This is a genomic window from Rhodoferax sp. (assembly GCF_030646845.1).
Lineage (GTDB): Bacteria > Pseudomonadota > Gammaproteobacteria > Burkholderiales > Burkholderiaceae_C > Rhodoferax.
Window position 1 is genome coordinate 1 of record NZ_JAUSLE010000043.1, and the last position, 20,716, is coordinate 20,716.

Genomic DNA, 20,716 nt, shown 5'->3' on the forward strand with positions numbered 1-20,716 from the left:
ACCGTCGCCGCGCCGCACAGGCGGTGCATGCCCCGCCTGTGCGAAAGGTTCGTTCAACACAATAACCAGTTCAAATCATTCCCCGCTTCCACCGGCCAGGATAGTTGTCGTCGAGCGGTCAAGATAGTTGACATCGACCATGCAAGGGGTCAACCGCTGCGCTTATGTCATGTTGACCAATCACGAGTATGTGTGGCAAGCGTCCAGCGATGAACGCCGGGCCGTGGTGATCGAGGTGGGGGAGGGGCTGCGCGGCAATCTGGGATTCTGGAAACGCTATCACGCATGGGGGGCGGACGATGGCCCGGCGGCGTTGCTGCACTACCTGCAATCGTTGGACCTGACAGGCTTTAACCCCCGGGTCATTCCCAAGGGGGAAGCCCTGCGCAGACAGGTAGAGCAAACGGCACTGCGCTGCCCGGCGGTGGCATGGTGGTACCAGTGCTTGACCGAAGGGGCTATCCGCTGGCGCGATGGGTCGGACCGGGTGGTCTACTTGAACGACGCAGCCGAAACCGAGATCGACCGGGCAGCGTTGCGGCTTTCCTACGAACAGAGCGCAGCGGCAAAAGGGCGCGCAAGTACAGACTGGGCATCCGTGGCGCGACGGCTAGGAGGTTGGGCTGGGCCTGCGGGTATCGGCAAAAAACGGGTAAGGGGTGTGACAGGCCGGGAATGGCGCGACGTGTTGCCCCCACTGCCCGAGCTGCGTGCGGCATTCACCGAGGCGACTCAAGTGCGGGTGGGCGAATGACCGGGGGCGACCACCGGGCAAAGTGGTCAGGGTACGGTCCAAGCAACCGCTATGAATTTGATAGCGCTACAGCATTGCTGGCATTGGCTTGGTCCGGGTGGTCTAAGTATTTTTAGAAGTTAGTAAATAGATTTATAGACATACCACCATATGAAATACATCCTGCCATACACACGCCGTGCCCAACTTGCGAAAAAGCATAGACCACTTAGACCACCCGGACCACCCCACGCCCAGACTAGCTCTAGTGCTATTAAAACAATATCTATCTTGGACCATGCTTGGACCACCTTGACCCACCCCGGACCACTTTTTGTCCCGCTGCAGACATGCAACAACCACACCACCACCAAAACAACATGGAGGTGCACATGAATCCTGATCCATGACCTACCAAACCACTTCGCGCCGCAAACGACGGCACGACCGACTGCAACACCGTTTAGCCCTCTTTCGAAAGTCAGACTATGAACCTCACTCCATATGCCCGAATCGTCCTTGATGCCTACGATATCCAGACCACGGGGCGCGCACATATCGCGCAGATGCACCACGAACGGGCAGGCGCGCATCTTTCCACGTTGGCCCTGTCACTGGCACCAGAGCCAAGGCAAATTCAGGGCATGGCCCTTGCACTCGATTCGCTCTATTACGAGGCTTGGGAAGTCTCCGAAATCGCCCACAAGCTGGGCGTGGGCGTGCTGATCGCGGAGTACCTCGTGAGGGAAACCAATGGCGACTTTGATCTATTTCGTCATCCACTTGATACCGCATTTAAGCGCACCGCCGTGCGTGCGCTGGCCACTCTCGTGAAAAACTGCACGGACCACCGCAAGGCCAGAGCAGCCCCAGAAGTTCATACCGCCTATCAGGAGATTGGCGCGCTGCTGCCCTGCCTGGGCCGCGTAGTGCACGACAGCCAGCGAGCATCCATGGGACTGCCCATCGGCTAGAAAGTCACGGAGAAGTGGGTGACCGCGTTGCAGCTTGTCGCCTTGGCTCTCCCATAATTCCCAGGTACGTCAAACAGGGGCAGGTTCAAGCTTATGTCCAATCATCGTCATGATTTCCAGCCCACCCCAGCCTGTCCACTGTTTTCTGCCCTGCTTCAGATCGTTGTGGCATCGCAAAGCCGAGAATGTCCGCCATGGTCTTCTTGCAATCGCTTTGACCAGTGTTATCAAGCGAGGTGACGGCATGTCACAGTGGCCTTTCCACCAGGGACGAAGCACCTTATCGGCCAGCTCAATATGGTTGAGTCCCGCTCGTGTTAGAAGCGCATTTAGTTGGGGTGGAGCAAAGTACCAGCGGTGATCTATTTGATAGTTCCACCATGTGCCTTTGCTATGAATCCGTCCAGCGCATTGATAGTTGCCTGTCTCCACGACTAGTATCCCGCCAGGTGCCAGACGAGCGGCCGCCTCATTTATCAATTGATCAGGCTTCTCAACGTGTTCGACGACATCCCAAAGTGTTACTAAGTCAAAGATTTGGTCTGGTGGCAGATTAGCAATGCTATCGCACTGCAGGCTCAAGCGACCGGGAGAAATATCCTCGGTGACTCCGCGAAGTAGAGCTGGATCTAGACCCACGACGTCCCATCCCCGGTTTGCCATATATCGGGCAAAGTGGCCATCTCCACAGCCAACATCGAGAAGGCGCCCTGGTCTCTCAATTTTGGTCTTGAGAAATTCAAACTGGCAATTTGCCACAGCCTCTCGTTTTTCGAGATCGAAGTAGGTGCCATCGTTGTGGTCAGCATATGCGTTTTCGAACTCCATTGCGCTTTGTTGTTCTGTTCGCTGCAATGGCCACTGCCACCCTGCTTGACAGGTTTGGCACTCAATTATGTTTACCCGTTTCTTTTTTGCATCGTGAGCTGAGGCGCTGTAACGCACCAATCTATTGCCGTCACAGAACGGGCATGAGCTGTCATTTAGATTCAGCATAAATGTTCGTGACAAAGCTCATCTGTTAGGGAGGAAGAATTTTCGCGAGTAGCTCAAATATTGCAACCCGCCCACCTCAAGCAGACTTTGCCAATGGCATTTCAGCGCCCGCATACGATTTCCTTTTGTCAGGGCTGCGTTAGATTCCGCATGCCACTGAGCCGCCATCTTTCTACGAATCAGGCGTGCAATGTTGGCCGGCGGCCCGCCGTCAAGCATTCTTTCAAACAGGGGTAAGTATGAATTGTCGTAACTCTCGGACTTGGAGAGAGAGTCGGCTGTATCGTTGATGCGAAATGTCGGCCTATTCAATGTGCCGACATTCTTTCGATCCTTCGCTAGTCTGTAGGCAAGCCAAGTCCATTCTGCGTAGGCGTGACTGTCAGTGAAGTATGCAAGTTCAACAGACGCGGTTCGATAAAGGGCGTTGCAGCTCGATAGCCAGTTAAAGTCCATCAAGCTGCGCAAGGAATTAGCAGTCACCTCGGCAAGATTTGTATAAAGAAGGCGATCAATGCCGCCCACATTGCGATACCCGTTGCTCACCACAAGGTCGAACGCAGGATCAAGCTCCATGAGTTGAATCCTCTTGTCCGTTGCCCCTTCAAGGTACTCATCGTCATCATCTAGCGTCGAAAAGAACTCTGATGTAACCAACTCACGCCCTCTGAGCACGGATTTGGGTGCAGATGCCGTTTCAAGATACTCAAAATGAATGTCAGGTTGGGCCTTGAGCCATTCGCACGTCTCACTATCGTATCGCTTGCCATTGACCACGACGATGATGCGAATGGGAAATTTCGATGAATGGCGAATGGATTCAATCGCTCGTTTCAATAGCGGCGCTCGTTGCTGAGTAGCCATCGTTGGAACTATGACGCTAACTTTCATTTTCGCTCCCTGCCTTCATCAAGTGAACAGACCGTCTGGCCCATTCAATGACGATAAATTTTGATGTTGAGACACTAAGTACCCGGAATCACTCGGAAGTGATTGCGCCATTTGAGTCGTTGACAATTCTCAAAATAGGCCTGAATGCTACTTCGGATTTAGTAACTATATGTAAATATTGATTCTGTGAATTTGACAGATCGGTGTTACTTCACAGTTCCAGTGGAGATGCTCGCAAACAAGCCAGGTGGCTTGCATGTGCTGTGTGCCCCATTTCGGCAGCTGCATCCTAAAAATGAAGAAATAATGGGAGCAGGGTATATGAGTACCCCCCTGCGGCGATCCCCCCCGCTAGCCCACCCGATCCCCTGGGTTCAGCCGGGGTGGCCCCCTGCCTTGATCCTGAGGGCATCCAGTGAGGCGGCTGCCGAATGCGCCTCAAATCGAACCGCCAATTTTTTTCTGGGTAGGACAAACCCCAATATCGATTTGAACAGCCTAAATTTGAAAAAGGCCAACCTGTGCCCTGCAAAAAGAGCGGCCTATAAGGGTCTAGGGGCCTCCCTTTTTTTCGCTGGTCCACCCGCCGCCCCACCCCCGTGTCCGAATTACTCCCGGCCAGTCCAGTCTGATCAAGTTAGTTTCTCTTCATATCATAGTTTGACAAACTACTAACCATGGAGGAAACTTTAGCCGTCATTAGCTTACTTGAGGTCAACATGAAACGCACCGCACACCACGCTATCAAGGTTCGTTTGACCATGTGGAAGACCTTCCTTGAAACAGGCGTTGACAGCACACCTGCCGGTGCAACCAATGCTGAATACGGGCTGGACCAGCTCATCAACTTGGCATACGACACTGACAACACCGCGCTACATGATCTGGCCGACGTTGTGGACCTGATGGGACAGAACTACATCCTGCGCATGAATCACGAACAGTGGGGCGCGCTTATGAGTGACGGGGATGAATGGGATACCACACCGCCCACACACCGGATCAGCCCCGCCGGCATCACGATGGAAGAACTAGACAGAGCTTTGGCCGGACACTGAATGAGACAGCCAGGGGCAACCACGGCACTACCCACGGAAGGCGCACTATGCCAATTGAGCAGACACACGAACCCTTAAAGGTGAACAACATCCAGCGGGCGGACCTACTACGACGGGCCTGTGCCTCGTGGTTCAAGAGTGGGGGCATAGACGTGCCAAGCGAGGCCAGCGGCGTTAAGGTACGGCTAGGGCTTGTTTATGTGGTGCTGCACGGCGCTAGCGGTGTGTTAGCGGTCTATCGAGCGCGTACAGACAACGGGTTACTTAGGCGCATGAAACGCTGGCCTGCGAGCATTGAAAAGGTGACGCCACCGGGGTCTGTGGGTAACGATACGGGTAACGCTGCAAAATGAAAACCAACAATCAAGAATTCATGCGGGTTAGCGGGGCATATGTGAATGACGCCTGCGGATACGAGATCCCGCAGTTTTCTTCAAGAGAGCTGCGGGTTTTTTGTTTTGTGCCGCTCGATTACCCCCGCTGCACCTGCACCATTTTCATCGCCGATGAAATCAGCGCTGATACCTCAGTCATGTTGCTGGGCACGATGAGCGTCGTCGTGGCATCTGCCGCCACCTTCGAATAGGCGTCGACGGCTTTTTCAGCAACCTTCAGCTGGACTGCGTCAGCGCCACCAGGCTGACGGATAGCCGCCGCAATGCGTTCGATGGCCTGGGCCGTCGCCGAGGCCACAGCCAGAATGGATTGGGCGTCACCTTCCGCCTTGTTGATCACAGCTTGTTTCTCGCCTTCTGAGCGGGCGATGAACGCCTCGCGTTCCCCCGTGGCAATATTGATCTGCTCCTGGCGGCGTCCTTCGGATGCCGCGATCAGTGCGCGCTTTTCACGCTCTGCGGTAATTTGCTGCTGCATGGCATGCAGGATCTCCTTGGGCGGCGTCAGGTCCTTGATCTCATAGCGCAGCACCTTGACGCCCCAGTTCAGGGCGGCTTCGTCGATGGCCTGCACCACCTGGGCGTTGATGATGTCGCGCTCTTCGAACGTCTTGTCCAGCTCCAGCTTGCCGATGACCGAACGCAATGACGTTTGCGCCAGCTGCGAGATCGCGACGATGTAGTTGCTGGAGCCATAACTGGCCCGCATGGCATCCGTCACCTGGAAATAAAGGATGCCGTCCACCTGCAGCTGGGTGTTGTCGCGGGTAATGCAAACCTGGCTGGGAATGTCCAGCGGCACTTCCTTCAGCAGATGTTTGTAGGCCACCTTGTCGACAAATGGCACCAAAAAGTTCAACCCCGGCATCAATGTGCCATTGTATTTTCCGAGCCGTTCCACGACCCAGGCATGCTGTTGAGGCACAACTTTGACCGATTGCGTGACGAATATCACCGCGATGATCAATAACACGACTGAAATTTCCATTAGATTCTCCTTGAATTGATCCTGCACATTTTCAGAATTTCTTGACAATCAGCCGGTTGCCGACCACCTCAACAATGCGGTGGGTTCCAGGGGACGGGATATCCTCCGGGGTGGGGGAGACGCTCCAATTGGCACCCCGGTATTTGACTGAGCTGGTGCCGTCCGGGCCCCATGCATCAACGTGGACTGTTTCCCCGATATCGAGATTGACTTCTTCGGAGGCATGGGCGGGTGCTGCCGGCGACTGCGTCTTTTTGAAGACTCTCCAAAGCACGACAGAACCCCCACCAAAGACCGCTGCCACAAGTATTTGCACTGGGGTAGTCGCGCCTGCATGGGCAGAGATGGCGGCGGCAACCAGCCCCAGGGACAGCATGAGCAGATAAAAGGTCCCTGTTACCAGTTCAACAGCAACAACGGAGCCGGCAAGTACCCACCAGATCGTTGATTCAGCCATGTTGACCCCCAGTTGTGTTGTGTTGCCTGTATTCTCAGGCAAAAGGTGGGTCGGCTTGGGGAATTGACGTGATAAGTCCTTACACTTCGCGCCTGATCACTTTTTCTTTCCTAAGCGCGGCTGGAGGTCTTTATGAAATTTCGCTTTCCCATTGTCATCATCGACGAAGATTTCCGTTCGGAAAACACCTCGGGTCTGGGTATTCGGGCGCTGGCTCAAGCCATTGAGACAGAAGGATTTGAAGTGCTGGGCGTTACAAGCTATGGCGACCTGAGTCAATTTGCGCAGCAGCAAAGTCGCGCCAGCGCGTTCATTTTGTCGATCGACGATGAAGAGTTCACATCCGGTCCGGATCTGGACCCTGTGGTCGTGAACCTGCGGCATTTCATTGAAGAAGTGCGCCGAAAAAATCTCGATGTGCCGATCTATGTGCACGGCGAAACCAAAACGTCACGGCATCTTCCCAACGACATTCTGCGGGAATTGCATGGCTTTATTCACATGTTCGAGGACACGCCCGAATTTGTGGCGCGCCACATTATTCACGAAGCGAGAAACTACCTGGAGGGCGTGCAACCGCCCTTCTTCAAGGCCTTGCTGGACTACGCGGAAAATGGCTCGTATTCCTGGCATTGCCCTGGCCACTCAGGCGGCGTCGCCTTTCTGAAAAGCCCGGTCGGGCAGATGTACCACCAGTTCTATGGCGAGAACATGTTGCGCGCAGACGTCTGCAACGCGGTGGAAGAACTCGGTCAGTTGCTGGACCATGACGGCGCCATTGGCAAGAGTGAACGCAACGCCGCACGTATCTTCAATGCCGACCATTGCTTCTTCGTGACCAATGGCACCAGCACCAGTAACAAGATGGTGTGGCACCACACGGTCGCGCCCAACGATGTGGTGGTGGTGGACCGCAATTGCCACGTCTCCATCTTGCACGCGATCATCATGACCGGGGCAATTCCCGTGTTTTTAAAGCCCACACGCAATCACTTCGGGATCATTGGCCCTATACCCAAGAGCGAGTTTGAACCGGCCGCGATCAAGGCGAAGATCATGGCCAATCCGCTGATCCGCGAACACCTGCAAGGCGTGGATGCCAGCCAGATCAAGCCGCGCGTTTTAACGTTGACCCAGTCCACCTACGACGGGGTGCTGTACAACACGGAAACAGTCAAAGGCATGCTGGACGGCTATGTGGAGAACATCCACTTTGATGAAGCCTGGCTACCGCATGCGGCATTTCACCCGTTCTATGGCACCTACCATGCCATGGGGAAAAAACGCGCGCGACCGAAGCACGCCATGGTCTATGCCACGCAGTCAATTCACAAACTGTTGGCGGGGATCAGTCAAGCCAGCCAGGTTCTGGTGCAGGATTCACAAACCGTCAAGCTGGACAAGCACCTTTTCAACGATGCGTATCTGATGCACACGTCCACGTCCCCGCAATACAGCATCATTGCCAGTTGTGACGTTGCCGCTGCAATGATGGAGCCGCCCGGTGGCACCGCGCTGGTTGAAGAAAGCATTGCCGAGGCGCTAGATTTTCGTCGGGCCATGCGCAAGGTTGATGATGAGTACGGTGACGACTGGTGGTTCAAGGTCTGGGGGCCGGACAAACTCGTGGACGAGGGCATCGGACGTTCTGACAACTGGGTTATCAAAGGTGAGTCGCCCAAGGCAAGGGCGGGGGTGAACTGGCATGGTTTTGGCAAGATGGCCGCGGGCTTCAACATGCTCGACCCAATCAAGTCAACAATCGTGACACCAGGGCTGGATTTGAACGGAAAGTTCGCCAAGACCGGCATTCCGGCAAGCGTTGTAACCAAGTTCCTGGCCGAGCATGGCGTGGTGGTCGAGAAAACCGGGCTCTACAGTTTCTTCATCATGTTCACCATTGGCATCACCAAGGGCCGCTGGAACAGCATGCTGACTGCCTTGCAGCAGTTCAAGGACGACTACGCGAAGAACCAGCCCATGTGGCGCGTTTTGCCCGATTTTTGCCAGAAGTACCCCAAATACGAAACCATGGGCCTGGCGGACTTGTGCCAGCACGTGCACCAGCTGTATGCCAAATATGACATCGCCCGTTTGACGACCGACATGTACTTGAGCGACCTGACGCCCGCCATGAAGCCCAGTGATGCCTATGCGCACATCGCGTTGCACAAAACCGAGCGGGTCGAGATTGATCAGCTCGAAGGCCGCATCACGGTCGGACTGGTGACGCCCTATCCGCCCGGCATCCCCTTGTTGATCCCGGGGGAGGTCTTCAACAAGAAGATCGTGGACTATCTCAAGTTTTCACGAGAGTTCAATGCCCAGTGCCCGGGTTTCGAGACCGATATCCATGGACTGCTGGAAGAGGTGGGGGCCGACGGCCTGACCCATTACTATGCAAATTGCGTCAGGACCTGACCAAAATTGCTATTAATATGATAGCTGCCAGCGCCCTGATCACGGGGTCTGGCAGCCTATTTCATCAAGATTGCGGCGCTTCCACCACGGCCACCGCGGTCTGGCTGACGCCGCAGTCGACATAGGAAATCTGGCCTGTCATGCCGGAGGCGAGGTCGCTCAGCAGGAAGGCGGCGACATTGCCCACCTCTTCAATCGTCACGTTGCGTCGCAGGGGCGAGGCGCTGGCCGAGATGGCCAACAAACGACCGAAATCCTTGATGCCGCTTGCGGCCAGTGTCTTGATGGCACCGGCGCTCAGGCCATTGACGCGCATCCCCCTTGGGCCAATGGCGTCAGCCAGATAGCGCACCGACGACTCCAGCGACGCTTTGGCCAATCCCATGGTGTTGTAACTCGGTACGACGCGCACGCCGCCCAGGTAGGTCAACGTGAGCAGGGACGCCTTGTCATTGAGGTAGGGCAGGGCTGCCTTGGCCATGGCGGGAAAGCTGTAGGCGCTGATGTCATGGGCGATCCGGAAGTTCTCGCGCGTCAGGCCGTCCAGGAAGTTGCCCGCAATGGCTTCGCGTGGTGCGTAACCAATGCTGTGCACAAAGCCGTCGAACTTGGGCCAGTGCTTCGACAGGTCGCTGAACAGTTTTTCAATCTGCGCGTCATCGCCGACATCGCAGTCAAATATCAGCGAGGAACCGAAATCTGCCGCGAACTCGGTGATGCGTTCCTTGAAGCGCTCTCCCACGTAGCTGAACGCCAGCTCGGCTCCTTGCTCGTGGCAGGCTTTTGCAATGCCGTACGCAATGGATCGGTTCGACAAAACACCGGTAATCAGCAGTTTTTTTCCTGTCAGGAATCCCATATCGTCCTCTTCTATTTGCAGGTGAATCGCCGTCGCCTCAGCAGCGGGTTGGCCGGAACTGTGGTTTCAGAGTCCCCAACCGTCCCGGCCAGATGGCAACGGAAGTTGATGCAGAATTGTCGCATGCGCAGTCTGCTCTTTTTTTTGGTGTGGGGAGTCTCCGCCCCGTTATGGGCGGCGCATGGTTACGCCCTGTGGGGCGACCTGAAATATCCCGTCCGTTTTTCGCACTTTGATTACGTCAACCCCAATGCGCCCAAAGGCGGTGAATTGCGGCTGGTCAGCAATCTGCGGGTATCGACCTTTGACAAGTACAACCCCTTCACCATCAAGGGCTCGGCCCCGGCCTATCTGACGGACTTGATGTTTGATTCGCTGCTCACAGGCTCTCTGGATGAAACCGCCTCCGGCTATGGCCTGCTGGCGCGCGACGTCGAAGTGGCGCCGGACGGCATGAGCGCCACATTTCACATTGCGCCTGAAGCGCGTTTTCACAACGGTGACCCCGTGCTCGCCCAGGACGTGAAGCACAGTTTCGACACCCTGATGGGGCCCCACACCTCGCCTTCCTTCAAGAGTCAGCTGGAAGATGTGGCTGGCCTGGATGTGCTGGATGAGCGTACCGTGCGCTACCGCTTCAAGAAGCCCAATCGGGAACTGCCGCTCAAGGTGGGTGGGCTGCCGGTCTTCAGCCGCCAGTGGGGTGTGGAGAACGGCAGGCCGAAATCGTTTGACCAGGTGGTGACGGATATTCCGATCGGCAGCGGGCCTTACAAAATTGGCCCGGTCCGGTTTGGCAAGGACATCACCTATGTGCGGGACCCCAACTACTGGGCGAAAGACCTGAACGTCAAGCGCGGTACCAACAATTTCGAACGCATTACCGTCAAGATCTACAAGGACAATACCGCCCGGCTGGAAGCCCTCAAGGCGGGTGAGTTTGACTTGATGCGGTTTTTTTCTGCCGGCGACTGGGCACGTCGGGTCACTGGCAAGCGGTTCGACACCGGTGAACTGGTGAAAGCCGAGTTCAAACACAGCTTGCCATCGGGCTTCCAGAGCTATGTGCTGAACACGCGGCGCGACAACTTCAAGGATGTGCGCGTACGCCAGGCGCTCGGTCTGGCGCTGGACTATGAGTGGATGAACCGCCAGATGTTCTACAACTCATACCAGCGGGTCAATGGTCTGTTCGGCAACACCGATTGCCAGGCCAGGGGCGTGCCCGGGTCGGAGGAAATCGCCTTGATGGACCCCTGGCGCAAAGAAATTCCAGCCGCGGCCTTCGGGCCGATGGCGGTGGCGCCGCGCACCGATGGCGATTCGTCGCTGCGGGCCAACCTGCGTCAGGCGCAAGCCCTGTTGAAGGCCGCCGGCTGGGAAGTGCGCGATGGGGCCTTGCGCAATGCACAGGGCAAGGCATTTGAAGTCGAATATCTCGACAGCAACGAAGGCGGTGCGCGCGTGATCTCCCCCTGGGCGCGCAACCTCGAAAAGCTCGGCATCAAACTGAACTTCCGCCCGGTCGACTTTGCCCTGTACCAGCAACGACTGCAGAAGTTCGAGTTCGACATCACATCACTCGCCTACGCCGGCACGCACAACCCGGGACAGGAATACGCGGACTTGTTCGGCTCAGCGGCGGCAGACCTGGAAGACTCCGGCAACCTGTCAGGGGTCAAGAGTCCCGCGATTGACGCCTTGATCAGCAAGATGACGAGTGCGAGGACGAAGACGGAGTTGTTGCCCGCTTGCCGCGCGCTGGAACGAGTCATCGCGCACAGCCATCTGCTGATTCCCCAGTGGACCGCCGGCACCCACCGCATCGTCTACAACAGCTGGCGCATCACCAAGCCGGCGAGCATGCCGCCCTATGCTCAGGGCGAGACTTGGGCGATTGACACCTGGTGGGCAAAATAAACCATGCTGGCCTATATCCTTAAACGCCTGCTGCTGATGGTTCCCACGCTGTTTGGTGTGCTGCTTCTGACCTTTGCGGTGGTCCAGTTTGTGCCCGGTGGCCCGGTGGAGCAATACCTGGCAGAGGCCAAGGCAGGGGGCGGCGCCAGCGCCGAGGGCGGCGGTCTGAGTTACCGTGGCGCACAAGGGGTCGACCCGAAGCGGCTTGAGCAAATCAAGGCCCTATATGGTTTTGACAAGCCCGCCCATGAACGCTTCTTTCAAATGCTGGGGCAGTTTGCCCGGTTTGACCTGGGGCGGAGTTTTTTCCAAAACAAGGACGTGTCCCAGCTGCTGTGGGAGAAGCTGCCGGTGTCCATCAGCCTCGGGCTGTGGACGTTTTTCATCAGTTACCTGATCGCTGTGCCGCTGGGCGTGGCCAAGGCGGTTCGGGCCGGGTCCCGTTTCGACTTTGTCACGACGCTGCTGGTGCTCGTCGGCTATGCCATTCCCGGCTTTGTGCTGGGGGTGGCGCTGCTGGTGATTTTTGGCGGCCAGCTGCAGTGGTTTCCGCTGCGCGGCTTGACCTCCAGCAACTGGGATGAGCTGAGTTGGGGCGCGCGGGTCGTGGACTACCTGTGGCACATTGCGCTGCCGGTCACCGCCATGGTGCTGGGCAGCTTTGCGGTGACCACCATGTTGACCAAAAACGCGTTTCTGGAAGAAATCCGCAAACAGTACGTGGTCACAGCGCGGGCGAAAGGGCTGGATGAACGACAGGTGCTGTGGAAGCACGTGTTTCGCAATGCCCTGATTCCTATCATCACCGGTTTTCCGGCCGCATTCATTGGCGCCTTTTTCACCGGTTCGCTGCTGATCGAAACGCTTTTTTCGCTGGACGGGCTGGGCCTCCTGAGCTACGAGAGCGTGATCCGGCGTGACTACCCTGTGGTCCTGGGAACCCTTTACTTTTTCACGCTGATCGGCTTGGTGACCAAGCTGATTTCCGACTTGTGCTACGTGTGGGTGGATCCGCGTGTCAAGTTTGACTAAGCCCCCGAAGTCTCCATCGCCCGGCCGTCGGGCCTGGTTGCGATTCAAGCGCAACCGCCTGGGTTATTGGAGCCTGATGGTCTTTGGCGCCCTTGTCGTGTTGAGCCTGTTTGCCGAAATCATCTCCAATGACCGGCCACTGGTCGTTCGCTACCAGGGGTCGACTTACTTCCCCATGGTCAAGGACTATTCCGAAAAGACCTTTGGCGGAGATTTCGAGACAGCCACTGATTATCTGGACCCGTTTATCCGGGAGCGCCTGTCGCAGCCGGGCAACTGGGCCGTGTTCGCCCCCAACCCTTACGGTGCGAAGACGCTCAATTACTTTGCCAGGGAGCCCAATCCGTCGGCTCCCGGGCGCGACAACTGGCTGGGCACCGACGACCGCGGGCGCGACCTGCTGGCCCAGCTTATTTATGGTTTTCGGGTCAGTGTGCTGTTTGCCCTGGCGCTGACCACGACGGGCGTACTGCTTGGGGTGATCACGGGGGCCGTTCAGGGCTTCTTTGGTGGCCGAACCGATCTTGCGTTTCAGCGTTTCATCGAGATATGGAGTTCCATGCCGGAGCTGTATCTGCTCATCATCTTCAGCGCGGTCTTCGCTCCCAGTCTGGCCCTTTTGCTGGCCCTGTTAAGCCTGTTTGGCTGGATGGGTTTGTCGGACTACGTGCGGGCCGAGTTCCTGCGCAACCGGCAACTCGATTACGTGCGCGCAGCGCGGGCGCTCGGCGTGAGCAACTGGCAGATCATCGTTCGCCATTTGCTGCCCAACAGCATGACGCCGGTGGTCACCTTCCTGCCCTTCCGTATGAGCGGGGCGATTCTGGCCCTTACATCGCTGGACTTTCTGGGTCTCGGTGTGCCACCCGGAACCCCGTCGCTTGGGGAACTGTTGTCCCAAGGTAAAAACAATATCGACGCCTGGTGGATTTCGCTTGCCACCTTCTGTGTACTGGTGGTGACGCTGTTGCTGCTGACCTTCATGGGTGATGCCCTGCGCGATGCGCTGGACCCGCGAAAGGCCGACAAATGACTGCCCCCACGCTCGGCACTGGCGTGTCCTCGCTGCCCCCCGAGGGGGCTCTCGCGCCTAGGGGCCGCCCGTCGTCGCTCGTCACACCCCGCACGCTTGCCACTGCACTGCCCCCCGAGGGGGCTGTTCCGCCTGAGGGCGGCCTGTCGGCGGAACTGGCCTCGCAACCACCGTTGTTGACTGTTCACGGTCTGCGCGTGGCGTTCTCCGGGAAGGAAGTGGTGCACGGCATCGATTTTTCCATTGCGCCTGGTGAAAAACTGGCGCTGGTGGGCGAATCGGGCTCCGGGAAAACGGTGACGGCGCTGAGCCTGTTGCGGCTGGTGCAGAACGCCGACATCACCGGCAAGTCCATGTTTCTGGGGCGTGACCTGTTGTCCATGCCCGAGCGTGAACTGCGTGGCCTGCGCGGGCAGGACATCTCCATGATTTTTCAGGAGCCGATGACGGCGCTCAACCCCTTGTTCACGGTGGGCGACCAGATTGCCGAAGTTCTGGAGCTAAAACAGGGTCTGGCCCGATCGCTATGTGCGCAGGCTGCTATAAAACTCATAGCGGAGACTGGCATTGCCGAGCCGGCGCGCCGTGCCAACGCGTACCCGCACCAGCTCAGCGGTGGCCAGCGCCAGCGCGCCATGATTGCCATGGCGCTGGCGTGCCAGCCCAAGTTGTTGCTGGCAGACGAGCCCACCACTGCGCTGGATGTCGCCTTGCGTGGTCAGATCCTTGACCTGCTGGCCGGCTTGCAGAAAAAAAATGGCATGGCCGTGCTCATGATCACCCATGACCTGAATCTGGTGCGGCGCTTTGCGGACCGCGTCATCGTCATGGAAAACGGCCACATCGTGGAGCAGGGCGCGGTGTCCGACGTGTTTGCCCATCCCCAGCACAGCTATACCCGCCGGCTGATTGACAGCAAGCCGGTGCGTGATGTCACCGAGTGCGGGCCGGTCGCGAATGAACCGGCCGTGCTGCAGGCCCGGGCGCTGCGGGTGGGCTATTCCACTGCGTTGCCGGGCTTCAGGGGCTGGTTCAAGCGCGGCGAGTTTGTCGCCGTTCAGGGCGCTGACTTCAGTCTCCCGCCGGGACAGACGCTGGGTGTCATAGGCGAGTCAGGATCGGGCAAATCCTCGCTGGCGCTCGCTGCGCTGGGTCTGTTGCCCTTCAGTGGCGACTTGCAGGTGACGGGACAGGCCTGGGGTTTGAGTGCAGCCAGCAACAAATCCTTGCGCCGCGTGGTGCAGGTGGTGTTTCAGGACCCTTTTTCTTCCTTGTCACCGCGGCTGACGGTCGAGGAGATCGTGGGCGAAGGGCTCCTGGTGCATGAGCCGGGCCTGTCGCAAGCGGAGCGCCGCGTGCGTGTGACGCAGGCGCTGCTGGAGGTTGGCATGGTTTCTGACCTGGATGGCGTCCAGTTCGAGGCTCTGCTTCAGCGATACCCCCATGAGTTCTCCGGCGGGCAGCGGCAGCGTCTGGCCATCGCGCGGGCGCTTATTGTCAAGCCCCGGGTATTGGTGCTGGACGAGCCCACCAGCGCGCTGGATGTGACGATCCAGAAGCAGGTCTTGCAGCTGTTGCAGCGCCTGCAACGCGAGCGTGGACTCAGTTATCTGCTGATTACCCACGATGTGGACGTTATTCGGGCCATGGCCCATCAAGTGGTGGTCATGAAGGACGGCCGTATCGTGGACTCGGGGCCCGCCGACCGGGTGCTGGAAGCCCCGGAGCATGAATACACAAAAACCTTGCTGTCCAGCAGCTGATTAAATCCTTAGAAATCAAGGCACTTAAGTCGTTTTTAGGATACAATCCATTCTTCACGACCAAACGGGCGGGTATCTACCGCCCGTTTTTTTTGGTCGATTGTTTTTGCATGGCATTTGAATAAAAGTGGCGCTGAAAGAAATCATTGAGCAAACCGTGGCCGGACTGGGCTACGACCTGGTGGAAACCGAGCGTTCCGCCGCTGGATTGCTGCGCATCACGATTGACCTGCCATGGTCGCCGCCGGCTGACGGTGCCACGGGTGCAGATCAGTTCGTGACCGTGGAAGACTGCGAGAAAGTCACGCGTCAGTTGCTGTTTGCGCTGGAGGTGGATGGCATTGACTACAAACGCCTTGAAGTGTCCTCGCCGGGCATTGATCGCCCGTTACGGCATGAGAAGGATTTTGAGCGGTTTGTGGGGCATGAGATAGACGTCACGCTGAAGGCACCCATCGGGGTTGCGGCGGCGGGCCAGGTCAATGCCACGCGCAAGAAGTTTCGGGGCACGCTGGAGCGTGCGCAGGGTAATGACGGCGTTGCCGGTTGGCAGATCGTCTGGAGCGATGCGCCAGCGGTCAAGCCCGGTCAAAAAGTCAGCAAGAAAAGATTGCCGGCACCGGTGCAGGCCCTGGGCTTTACGCTGGATGAATTGAAAGAGGCGCGTCTGGCGCCCATTGTCAGCTTCAAGGGCCGCGGCGCAAGCCGGGTTGCGGATGGCGGCACAGAGTCGAATTTGGATTGAATTGAAACAGGAGAGTCATGGCATGAATCGCGAAATGTTAATGCTGGTGGAAGCCATCTCACGCGAAAAGAACGTGGAGCGTGATGTGGTGTTCGGTGCCGTCGAGGCGGCACTGGCGCAGGCGACGAAGAAGCTTTTCCAGGGCGACGTGGATATCCGCGTCGCAGTTGACCGCGACAGCGGCAGCTACGAGACGTTTCGTCGCTGGCATGTCGTGCCGGATGAGGCGGGCCTGCAGTTGCCCGACCAGGAAATCCTGTTGTTCGAAGCCAAAGAACAGATTCCCGACATTGAGGTGGACGAGTACATCGAAGAAACGGTGGAGTCAGTTCCGATTGGCCGTATTGGCGCCATGGCGGCCAAGCAGGTCATTCTGCAAAAAATTCGCGATGCCGAGCGCGAGATGCTGCTCAACGACTTCATGTCCCGCGGCGACAAGATCTTTGTCGGCACCGTCAAGCGCATGGACAAGGGCGACATCATTGTCGAAAGTGGCCGTGTCGAGGGCCGGCTGCGTCGCAGCGAGATGATCCCGAAGGAAAACCTCCGCATGGGGGACCGGGTTCGCGCCATGATCATGGAAGTCGACCTCACGCTGCGCGGCGCGCCGATCATTCTGTCGCGCTCCGCGCCTGAATTCATGATTGAGCTGTTCCGTCAGGAAGTGCCCGAGATTGAGCAGGGTTTGCTGGAGATCAAATCCTGCGCCCGTGATGTCGGTTCGCGCGCCAAGATCGCGGTGCTGTCGCATGACAAGCGTGTCGACCCCATTGGCACCTGTGTCGGTGTGCGTGGCACGCGCGTCAATGGCGTCACCAACGAGTTGGCCGGTGAGCGCGTCGACATTGTGCTGTGGAGTGAAGACCCCGCCCAGTTCGTCATTGGTGCGCTGGCCCCGGCCAACGTCTCCTCGATCGTGGTGGACGAAGAGCGTCACGCCATGGATGTGGTCGTTGATGAAGAGAACCTGGCCATCGCGATTGGCCGGGGCGGTCAGAACGTGCGCCTGGCATCCGAACTGACTGGCTGGAAGATCAACATCCTGGATGCCGCCGAGTCTGCACAGAAGCAGGCCAGCGAGACTGATTCGGGCCGCAAGCTGTTCATGGAGAAGCTGGACGTCGACGAAGAAATTGCCGATCTGCTGATTGCAGAAGGCTTCACCAGTCTGGAGCAGGTGGCCTATGTGCCGCTGGAAGAAATGCTCGAGATCGAGAGCTTCGACGAAGACACGGCCAACGAACTGCGCACCCGCGCCAAAGACGCGCTGTTGACCATGGAAATCGCGCATGAAGAGAGTGTTGACGAGGTTTCGCAGGATTTGCAGGACCTCGAAGGCATTACCCCCGAACTGATCGGCAAGCTGGCAGATGGCGGCGTTCACACCCGTGACGACCTGGCCGATCTGGCCGTTGACGAACTCACAGAAATCACCGGCCAGTCTGCGGACGAAGCCAAGACCTTGATCATGAAGGCGCGCGAACATTGGTTTACCAATGACGCCGCTTCTCAAGAGTAATGGTCATGAAAGGTTACAGAACAAATGTCCAGTACGACCGTCGCAGAGTTTGCATCCGAACTCAAGAAATCAACCGAAACGCTGCTTGAGCAGCTGAAATCGGCGGGAGTAGCCAAGTCGGCTCCTTCTGACAAACTGACAGACGCTGACAAGCAGCATCTGTTGAGCTATTTGCAGGCCAGCCATGGCACAGCCAGCCCCGAGCGCCGGAAAATCACGCTGGTCAAGAAGTCGACCAGTGAAATCAAGCAGGCTGACTCGACCGGCAAGGCGCGCACCATTCAGGTGGAAGTCCGCAAGAAGCGCACGTTTGTGCGCCGCGAGGACGGCGTCGAGGTCTCAGGTGAGGCGCCCGCAGTCGAGCAGGAGCAGCACGAGGCAGTGCCGCTCATCGACAACGCTGAATTGGCGCGTCGCGAAGAAGAGGCTCGCCGTCAGGCTGAATTGATTCGTCGCCAGGAAGAAGAACTGTCCGAGCGCAGGCGTCAGCGCGAAGAGCAAGAGGCTCGCGCCCGTGAAGCCGCTGAGATCGCCGCTGAAAAAGCAGCGGCCCAGCTGGTCGTGGCGCAAGAAAAACCGGTAGCGTCCCCCGCCGCACAGGCGCAAGATGCCATCGATATCGCAGCAGCCAAGGCGGCTGAGGCGGCAGAAAAAGCTGAAGGCTTGGCCAAGGCGCAATTGCTGGCGCGCGAACAAGCGGAAGCCGATTCGAAAGCGCGCGCTGCTGAAGACGTCGCACGCGCAGCCGACCTGGGTGACCGCCGGCGCAAGGCGGAGGCAGAAGCCGCGGCCATTCGGGTGATGATGTCGTCGCCCGCCAAGAAGGCACCTGTCGTCAAGAAACCTGAAGAGATCAAGGCTGAAGCAGCCAAGGCAGCTGGCCTCAAAGGCACGTTGCACAAGCCGGCTGCTGGCACGGTGCCGGCCAAGCCCGCCAAGCCTGGCGCACCGGGTACCGCGGCACCCGCTGCCGCAGGGGCAGGAAAAGAAGTCAAGTCAGCCAAGCTCTCAAGCAGCTGGGCCGGCGATCCGAAGAAGAAAAGTGCCATTCCTACGCGTGGCGCAACGGGTGCACCCGCTGGCCGTGGCACCAATTGGCGCGCTCCTGCGCGGGGTGGTCGACGTGGCAGCAATGATCGCGATCGTGATGACAACCGGGTGCAGGCAGCACCGGTTGAAGCACGCGTCATCGAGGTGCACGTGCCGGAAACCATTACCGTGGCCGAGTTGGCGCACAAGATGGCGGTCAAAGCGTCAGAGGTGATCAAACACCTGATGAAGCTGGGCCAGATGGTGACCATCAACCAGCCGCTGGACCAGGACACCGCCATGATTCTGGTGGAAGAAATGGGCCACAAGGCCATCGTGGCTGCACTGGACGATCCGGAAGCATTTACCGATGACGAAGTGTCTCAGCAGCAATCCGAATCGCTGCCGCGCGCACCGGTGGTGACGGTCATGGGCCACGTGGACCATGGCAAGACATCATTGCTGGATTACATTCGCCGCGCCAAAGTGGCGACAGGTGAGGCCGGTGGCATTACCCAGCACATTGGCGCCTACCACGTGGAAACGCCACGCGGCATGATTTCCTTCCTTGACACCCCGGGTCACGAGGCCTTCACGGCCATGCGTGCCCGCGGCGCCCAGGCCACGGACATTGTGATTCTGGTGGTTGCTGCAGACGATGGCGTGATGCCGCAAACCAAAGAGGCCATCAAGCACGCCAAGGCGGCGGGTGTGCCGATCGTGGTGGCCATCAACAAGATTGACAAGCCGGATGCCAATCCGGAACGCGTCAAAAACGAGCTGGTGGTTGAAGAGGTGGTGCCCGAGGAGTTCGGTGGCGAGTCGCCCTTCGTTCCGGTATCCGCCAAGACCGGCCAGGGTATTGACGAATTGCTGGAGCAGGTGCTGCTGCAGGCTGAAGTGCTGGAACTGCGGGCGCCCATTGATGCCATGGCCAAGGGCCTGGTCATTGAGGCACGGCTGGACAAAGGAAAGGGCCCCGTGGCCACTATTCTGGTGCAGTCCGGCACGCTCAAGACGGGTGACGTCGTTCTGGCGGGCTCCACTTATGGTCGTGTGCGGGCCATGCTGGACGAGAATGGCAAAACCATCAAAACGGCTGGTCCTTCGATTCCGGTCGAGATTCAGGGTTTGACAGAAGTGCCGCAAGCAGGCGACGAGTTCATGGTGATGTCGGACGAGCGCCGGGCCCGTGAGATTGCCACCTACCGTGCTGGCAAGTTCCGTCACACCAAACTGGCCAAGCAACAGGCGTCGAAACTCGAGAACATGTTCACCGACATGGCTGCGGGCGCGGTCAAGATGGTGCCGATCATCATCAAGGCCGACGTGCAGGGTTCGCAGGAAGCGCTGGCGCAGTCTTTGCTCAAGCTCTCGACCGACGAAGTCAAGGTGCAACTGGTCTATACCGCGGTGGGCGCGATCAGCGAGTCGGACGTGAATCTGGCCATTGCCTCCAAGGCGGTCATCATCGGGTTCAATACCCGGGCTGACGCCGGTGCACGCAAGCTGGCCGAGAACAACGGCGTTGACATCCGCTACTACGACATCATCTATGACGCCGTGGATGAGCTCAAGCTCGCCATGTCTGGCATGCTGACGCCGGACAAGAAGGAAGAAGTCATCGGGACCGCCGAAATCCGTCAGGTGTTCAAGGTCAGCAAGATCGGCTCGATTGCCGGTTGTATGGTCACCGCCGGAATCGTCAGGCGCACTGCGCGTCTTCGTCTGCTGCGCGATAATGTGGTCATCTTTACCGGTGAACTCGAATCGCTCAAGCGCTTCAAGGACGATGCCAAGGAAGTCAAGGAAGGCTTCGAGTGCGGCTTGAATATCAAGAACTACAACGACATCCAAGAGGGTGACGTGCTGGAATTCTTTGAAATTCGCGAAGTGGCCCGTA

At 58.0% G+C, this 20,716-nt stretch carries 16 protein-coding genes; 11 read left to right on the plus strand and 5 right to left on the minus strand.

Features of this window, described 5'->3' with window-relative positions; genetic code table 11:
- The first annotated feature begins 169 nt into the window (after positions 1 to 169).
- Entirely contained in the window at positions 170 to 754 is a 585-nt protein-coding gene (locus tag Q7T10_RS10205; RefSeq protein WP_304747863.1) for a hypothetical protein, read from the plus strand.
- 467 nt (positions 755 to 1,221) lie between these two features.
- A complete protein-coding gene (locus Q7T10_RS10210; RefSeq protein WP_304747865.1) occupies positions 1,222 to 1,707 on the plus strand; it encodes a hypothetical protein in 486 nt (161 codons plus the stop codon).
- Positions 1,708 to 1,776: 69 nt separating this feature from the next.
- Here the strand turns inward: Q7T10_RS10210 and Q7T10_RS10215 are convergent, their stop codons facing one another.
- A complete protein-coding gene (locus Q7T10_RS10215; protein WP_304747866.1) occupies positions 1,777 to 2,703 on the minus strand; it encodes a bifunctional 2-polyprenyl-6-hydroxyphenol methylase/3-demethylubiquinol 3-O-methyltransferase UbiG in 927 nt (308 codons plus the stop codon).
- A gap of 18 nt (positions 2,704 to 2,721) precedes the next feature.
- Complete coding sequence (locus tag Q7T10_RS10220) at positions 2,722 to 3,594, minus strand: glycosyltransferase family 2 protein (RefSeq protein WP_304747868.1); 873 nt, start codon at positions 3,592 to 3,594, stop codon at positions 2,722 to 2,724.
- Positions 3,595 to 4,313: 719 nt separating this feature from the next.
- Between Q7T10_RS10220 and Q7T10_RS10225 the strand changes: the two genes are divergently transcribed.
- Positions 4,314 to 4,652 carry a hypothetical protein gene (locus Q7T10_RS10225; RefSeq protein WP_304747870.1) on the plus strand — a complete coding sequence of 113 codons (339 nt, stop codon included), beginning with the start codon at positions 4,314 to 4,316 and terminating at the stop codon, positions 4,650 to 4,652.
- A 471-nt stretch (positions 4,653 to 5,123) separates the two neighbouring features.
- Here the strand turns inward: Q7T10_RS10225 and Q7T10_RS10230 are convergent, their stop codons facing one another.
- Together Q7T10_RS10230 and Q7T10_RS10235 are read right to left on the minus strand one after the other, a co-directional pair.
- Positions 5,124 to 6,035, minus strand: coding sequence for an SPFH domain-containing protein (locus tag Q7T10_RS10230; protein ID WP_304747872.1), 912 nt, complete (start codon positions 6,033 to 6,035; stop codon positions 5,124 to 5,126).
- 31 nt (positions 6,036 to 6,066) lie between these two features.
- A complete protein-coding gene (locus Q7T10_RS10235) occupies positions 6,067 to 6,492 on the minus strand; it encodes an NfeD family protein (protein ID WP_304747874.1) in 426 nt (141 codons plus the stop codon).
- Between the two features lie 132 nt (positions 6,493 to 6,624).
- Here Q7T10_RS10235 and Q7T10_RS10240 point away from each other — a divergent pair, with 132 nt between their 5' ends.
- A complete protein-coding gene (locus Q7T10_RS10240; RefSeq protein WP_304747875.1) occupies positions 6,625 to 8,913 on the plus strand; it encodes an arginine/lysine/ornithine decarboxylase in 2,289 nt (762 codons plus the stop codon).
- A 64-nt stretch (positions 8,914 to 8,977) separates the two neighbouring features.
- Here Q7T10_RS10240 and fabI read toward each other — a convergent pair whose 3' ends face one another.
- Entirely contained in the window at positions 8,978 to 9,772 is a 795-nt protein-coding gene (gene fabI, locus Q7T10_RS10245) for an enoyl-ACP reductase FabI (RefSeq protein WP_304747877.1), read from the minus strand.
- A gap of 123 nt (positions 9,773 to 9,895) precedes the next feature.
- On the opposite strand from fabI, the gene Q7T10_RS10250 reads away from it, so the two are divergent.
- The 7 genes from Q7T10_RS10250 to infB all read left to right on the plus strand — a co-directional run.
- On the plus strand, positions 9,896 to 11,692 hold the full coding sequence (locus tag Q7T10_RS10250) for an extracellular solute-binding protein (RefSeq protein ID WP_304747879.1): 1,797 nt from the start codon (positions 9,896 to 9,898) through the stop codon (positions 11,690 to 11,692).
- 3 nt (positions 11,693 to 11,695) lie between these two features.
- A complete protein-coding gene (locus tag Q7T10_RS10255) occupies positions 11,696 to 12,724 on the plus strand; it encodes a microcin C ABC transporter permease YejB (protein ID WP_304747880.1) in 1,029 nt (342 codons plus the stop codon).
- Positions 12,708 to 13,757 carry an ABC transporter permease gene (locus Q7T10_RS10260; RefSeq protein WP_304747881.1) on the plus strand — a complete coding sequence of 350 codons (1,050 nt, stop codon included), beginning with the start codon at positions 12,708 to 12,710 and terminating at the stop codon, positions 13,755 to 13,757. Before Q7T10_RS10255 ends, Q7T10_RS10260 begins: the two co-directional genes overlap by 17 nt.
- Positions 13,754 to 15,520 carry an ABC transporter ATP-binding protein gene (locus Q7T10_RS10265; protein ID WP_304747882.1) on the plus strand — a complete coding sequence of 589 codons (1,767 nt, stop codon included), beginning with the start codon at positions 13,754 to 13,756 and terminating at the stop codon, positions 15,518 to 15,520. Before Q7T10_RS10260 ends, Q7T10_RS10265 begins: the two co-directional genes overlap by 4 nt.
- Before the next feature lie 127 nt (positions 15,521 to 15,647).
- Entirely contained in the window at positions 15,648 to 16,265 is a 618-nt protein-coding gene (gene rimP, locus Q7T10_RS10270; protein WP_304747884.1) for a ribosome maturation factor RimP, read from the plus strand.
- A gap of 22 nt (positions 16,266 to 16,287) precedes the next feature.
- Entirely contained in the window at positions 16,288 to 17,784 is a 1,497-nt protein-coding gene (gene nusA / locus Q7T10_RS10275; RefSeq protein WP_304747886.1) for a transcription termination factor NusA, read from the plus strand.
- Positions 17,785 to 17,808: 24 nt separating this feature from the next.
- A partial coding sequence (gene infB, locus Q7T10_RS10280) for a translation initiation factor IF-2 (protein WP_304747887.1) occupies positions 17,809 to 20,716 on the plus strand: 2,908 nt, incomplete at its 3' end.

What these genes read in the sequence shown, in the direction of transcription:
- Q7T10_RS10235 (WP_304747874.1), bottom strand. Translation starts at nt 6,492, where the DNA reads ATGGCTGAATCAACGATCTGGTGGGTACTTGCCGGCTCCGTTGTTGCT.
- Q7T10_RS10220 (WP_304747868.1), bottom strand. Translation starts at nt 3,594, where the DNA reads ATGAAAGTTAGCGTCATAGTTCCAACGATGGCTACTCAGCAACGAGCG.
- Q7T10_RS10265 (WP_304747882.1), top strand. Translation starts at nt 13,754, where the DNA reads ATGACTGCCCCCACGCTCGGCACTGGCGTGTCCTCGCTGCCCCCCGAG.
- Q7T10_RS10240 (WP_304747875.1), top strand. Translation starts at nt 6,625, where the DNA reads ATGAAATTTCGCTTTCCCATTGTCATCATCGACGAAGATTTCCGTTCG.
- Q7T10_RS10255 (WP_304747880.1), top strand. Translation starts at nt 11,696, where the DNA reads ATGCTGGCCTATATCCTTAAACGCCTGCTGCTGATGGTTCCCACGCTG.
- Q7T10_RS10205 (WP_304747863.1), top strand. Translation starts at nt 170, where the DNA reads ATGTTGACCAATCACGAGTATGTGTGGCAAGCGTCCAGCGATGAACGC.
- nusA (WP_304747886.1), top strand. Translation starts at nt 16,288, where the DNA reads ATGAATCGCGAAATGTTAATGCTGGTGGAAGCCATCTCACGCGAAAAG.
- fabI (WP_304747877.1), bottom strand. Translation starts at nt 9,772, where the DNA reads ATGGGATTCCTGACAGGAAAAAAACTGCTGATTACCGGTGTTTTGTCG.
- Q7T10_RS10230 (WP_304747872.1), bottom strand. Translation starts at nt 6,035, where the DNA reads ATGGAAATTTCAGTCGTGTTATTGATCATCGCGGTGATATTCGTCACG.
- Q7T10_RS10250 (WP_304747879.1), top strand. Translation starts at nt 9,896, where the DNA reads ATGCGCAGTCTGCTCTTTTTTTTGGTGTGGGGAGTCTCCGCCCCGTTA.
- Q7T10_RS10210 (WP_304747865.1), top strand. Translation starts at nt 1,222, where the DNA reads ATGAACCTCACTCCATATGCCCGAATCGTCCTTGATGCCTACGATATC.
- Q7T10_RS10215 (WP_304747866.1), bottom strand. Translation starts at nt 2,703, where the DNA reads ATGCTGAATCTAAATGACAGCTCATGCCCGTTCTGTGACGGCAATAGA.
- Q7T10_RS10225 (WP_304747870.1), top strand. Translation starts at nt 4,314, where the DNA reads ATGAAACGCACCGCACACCACGCTATCAAGGTTCGTTTGACCATGTGG.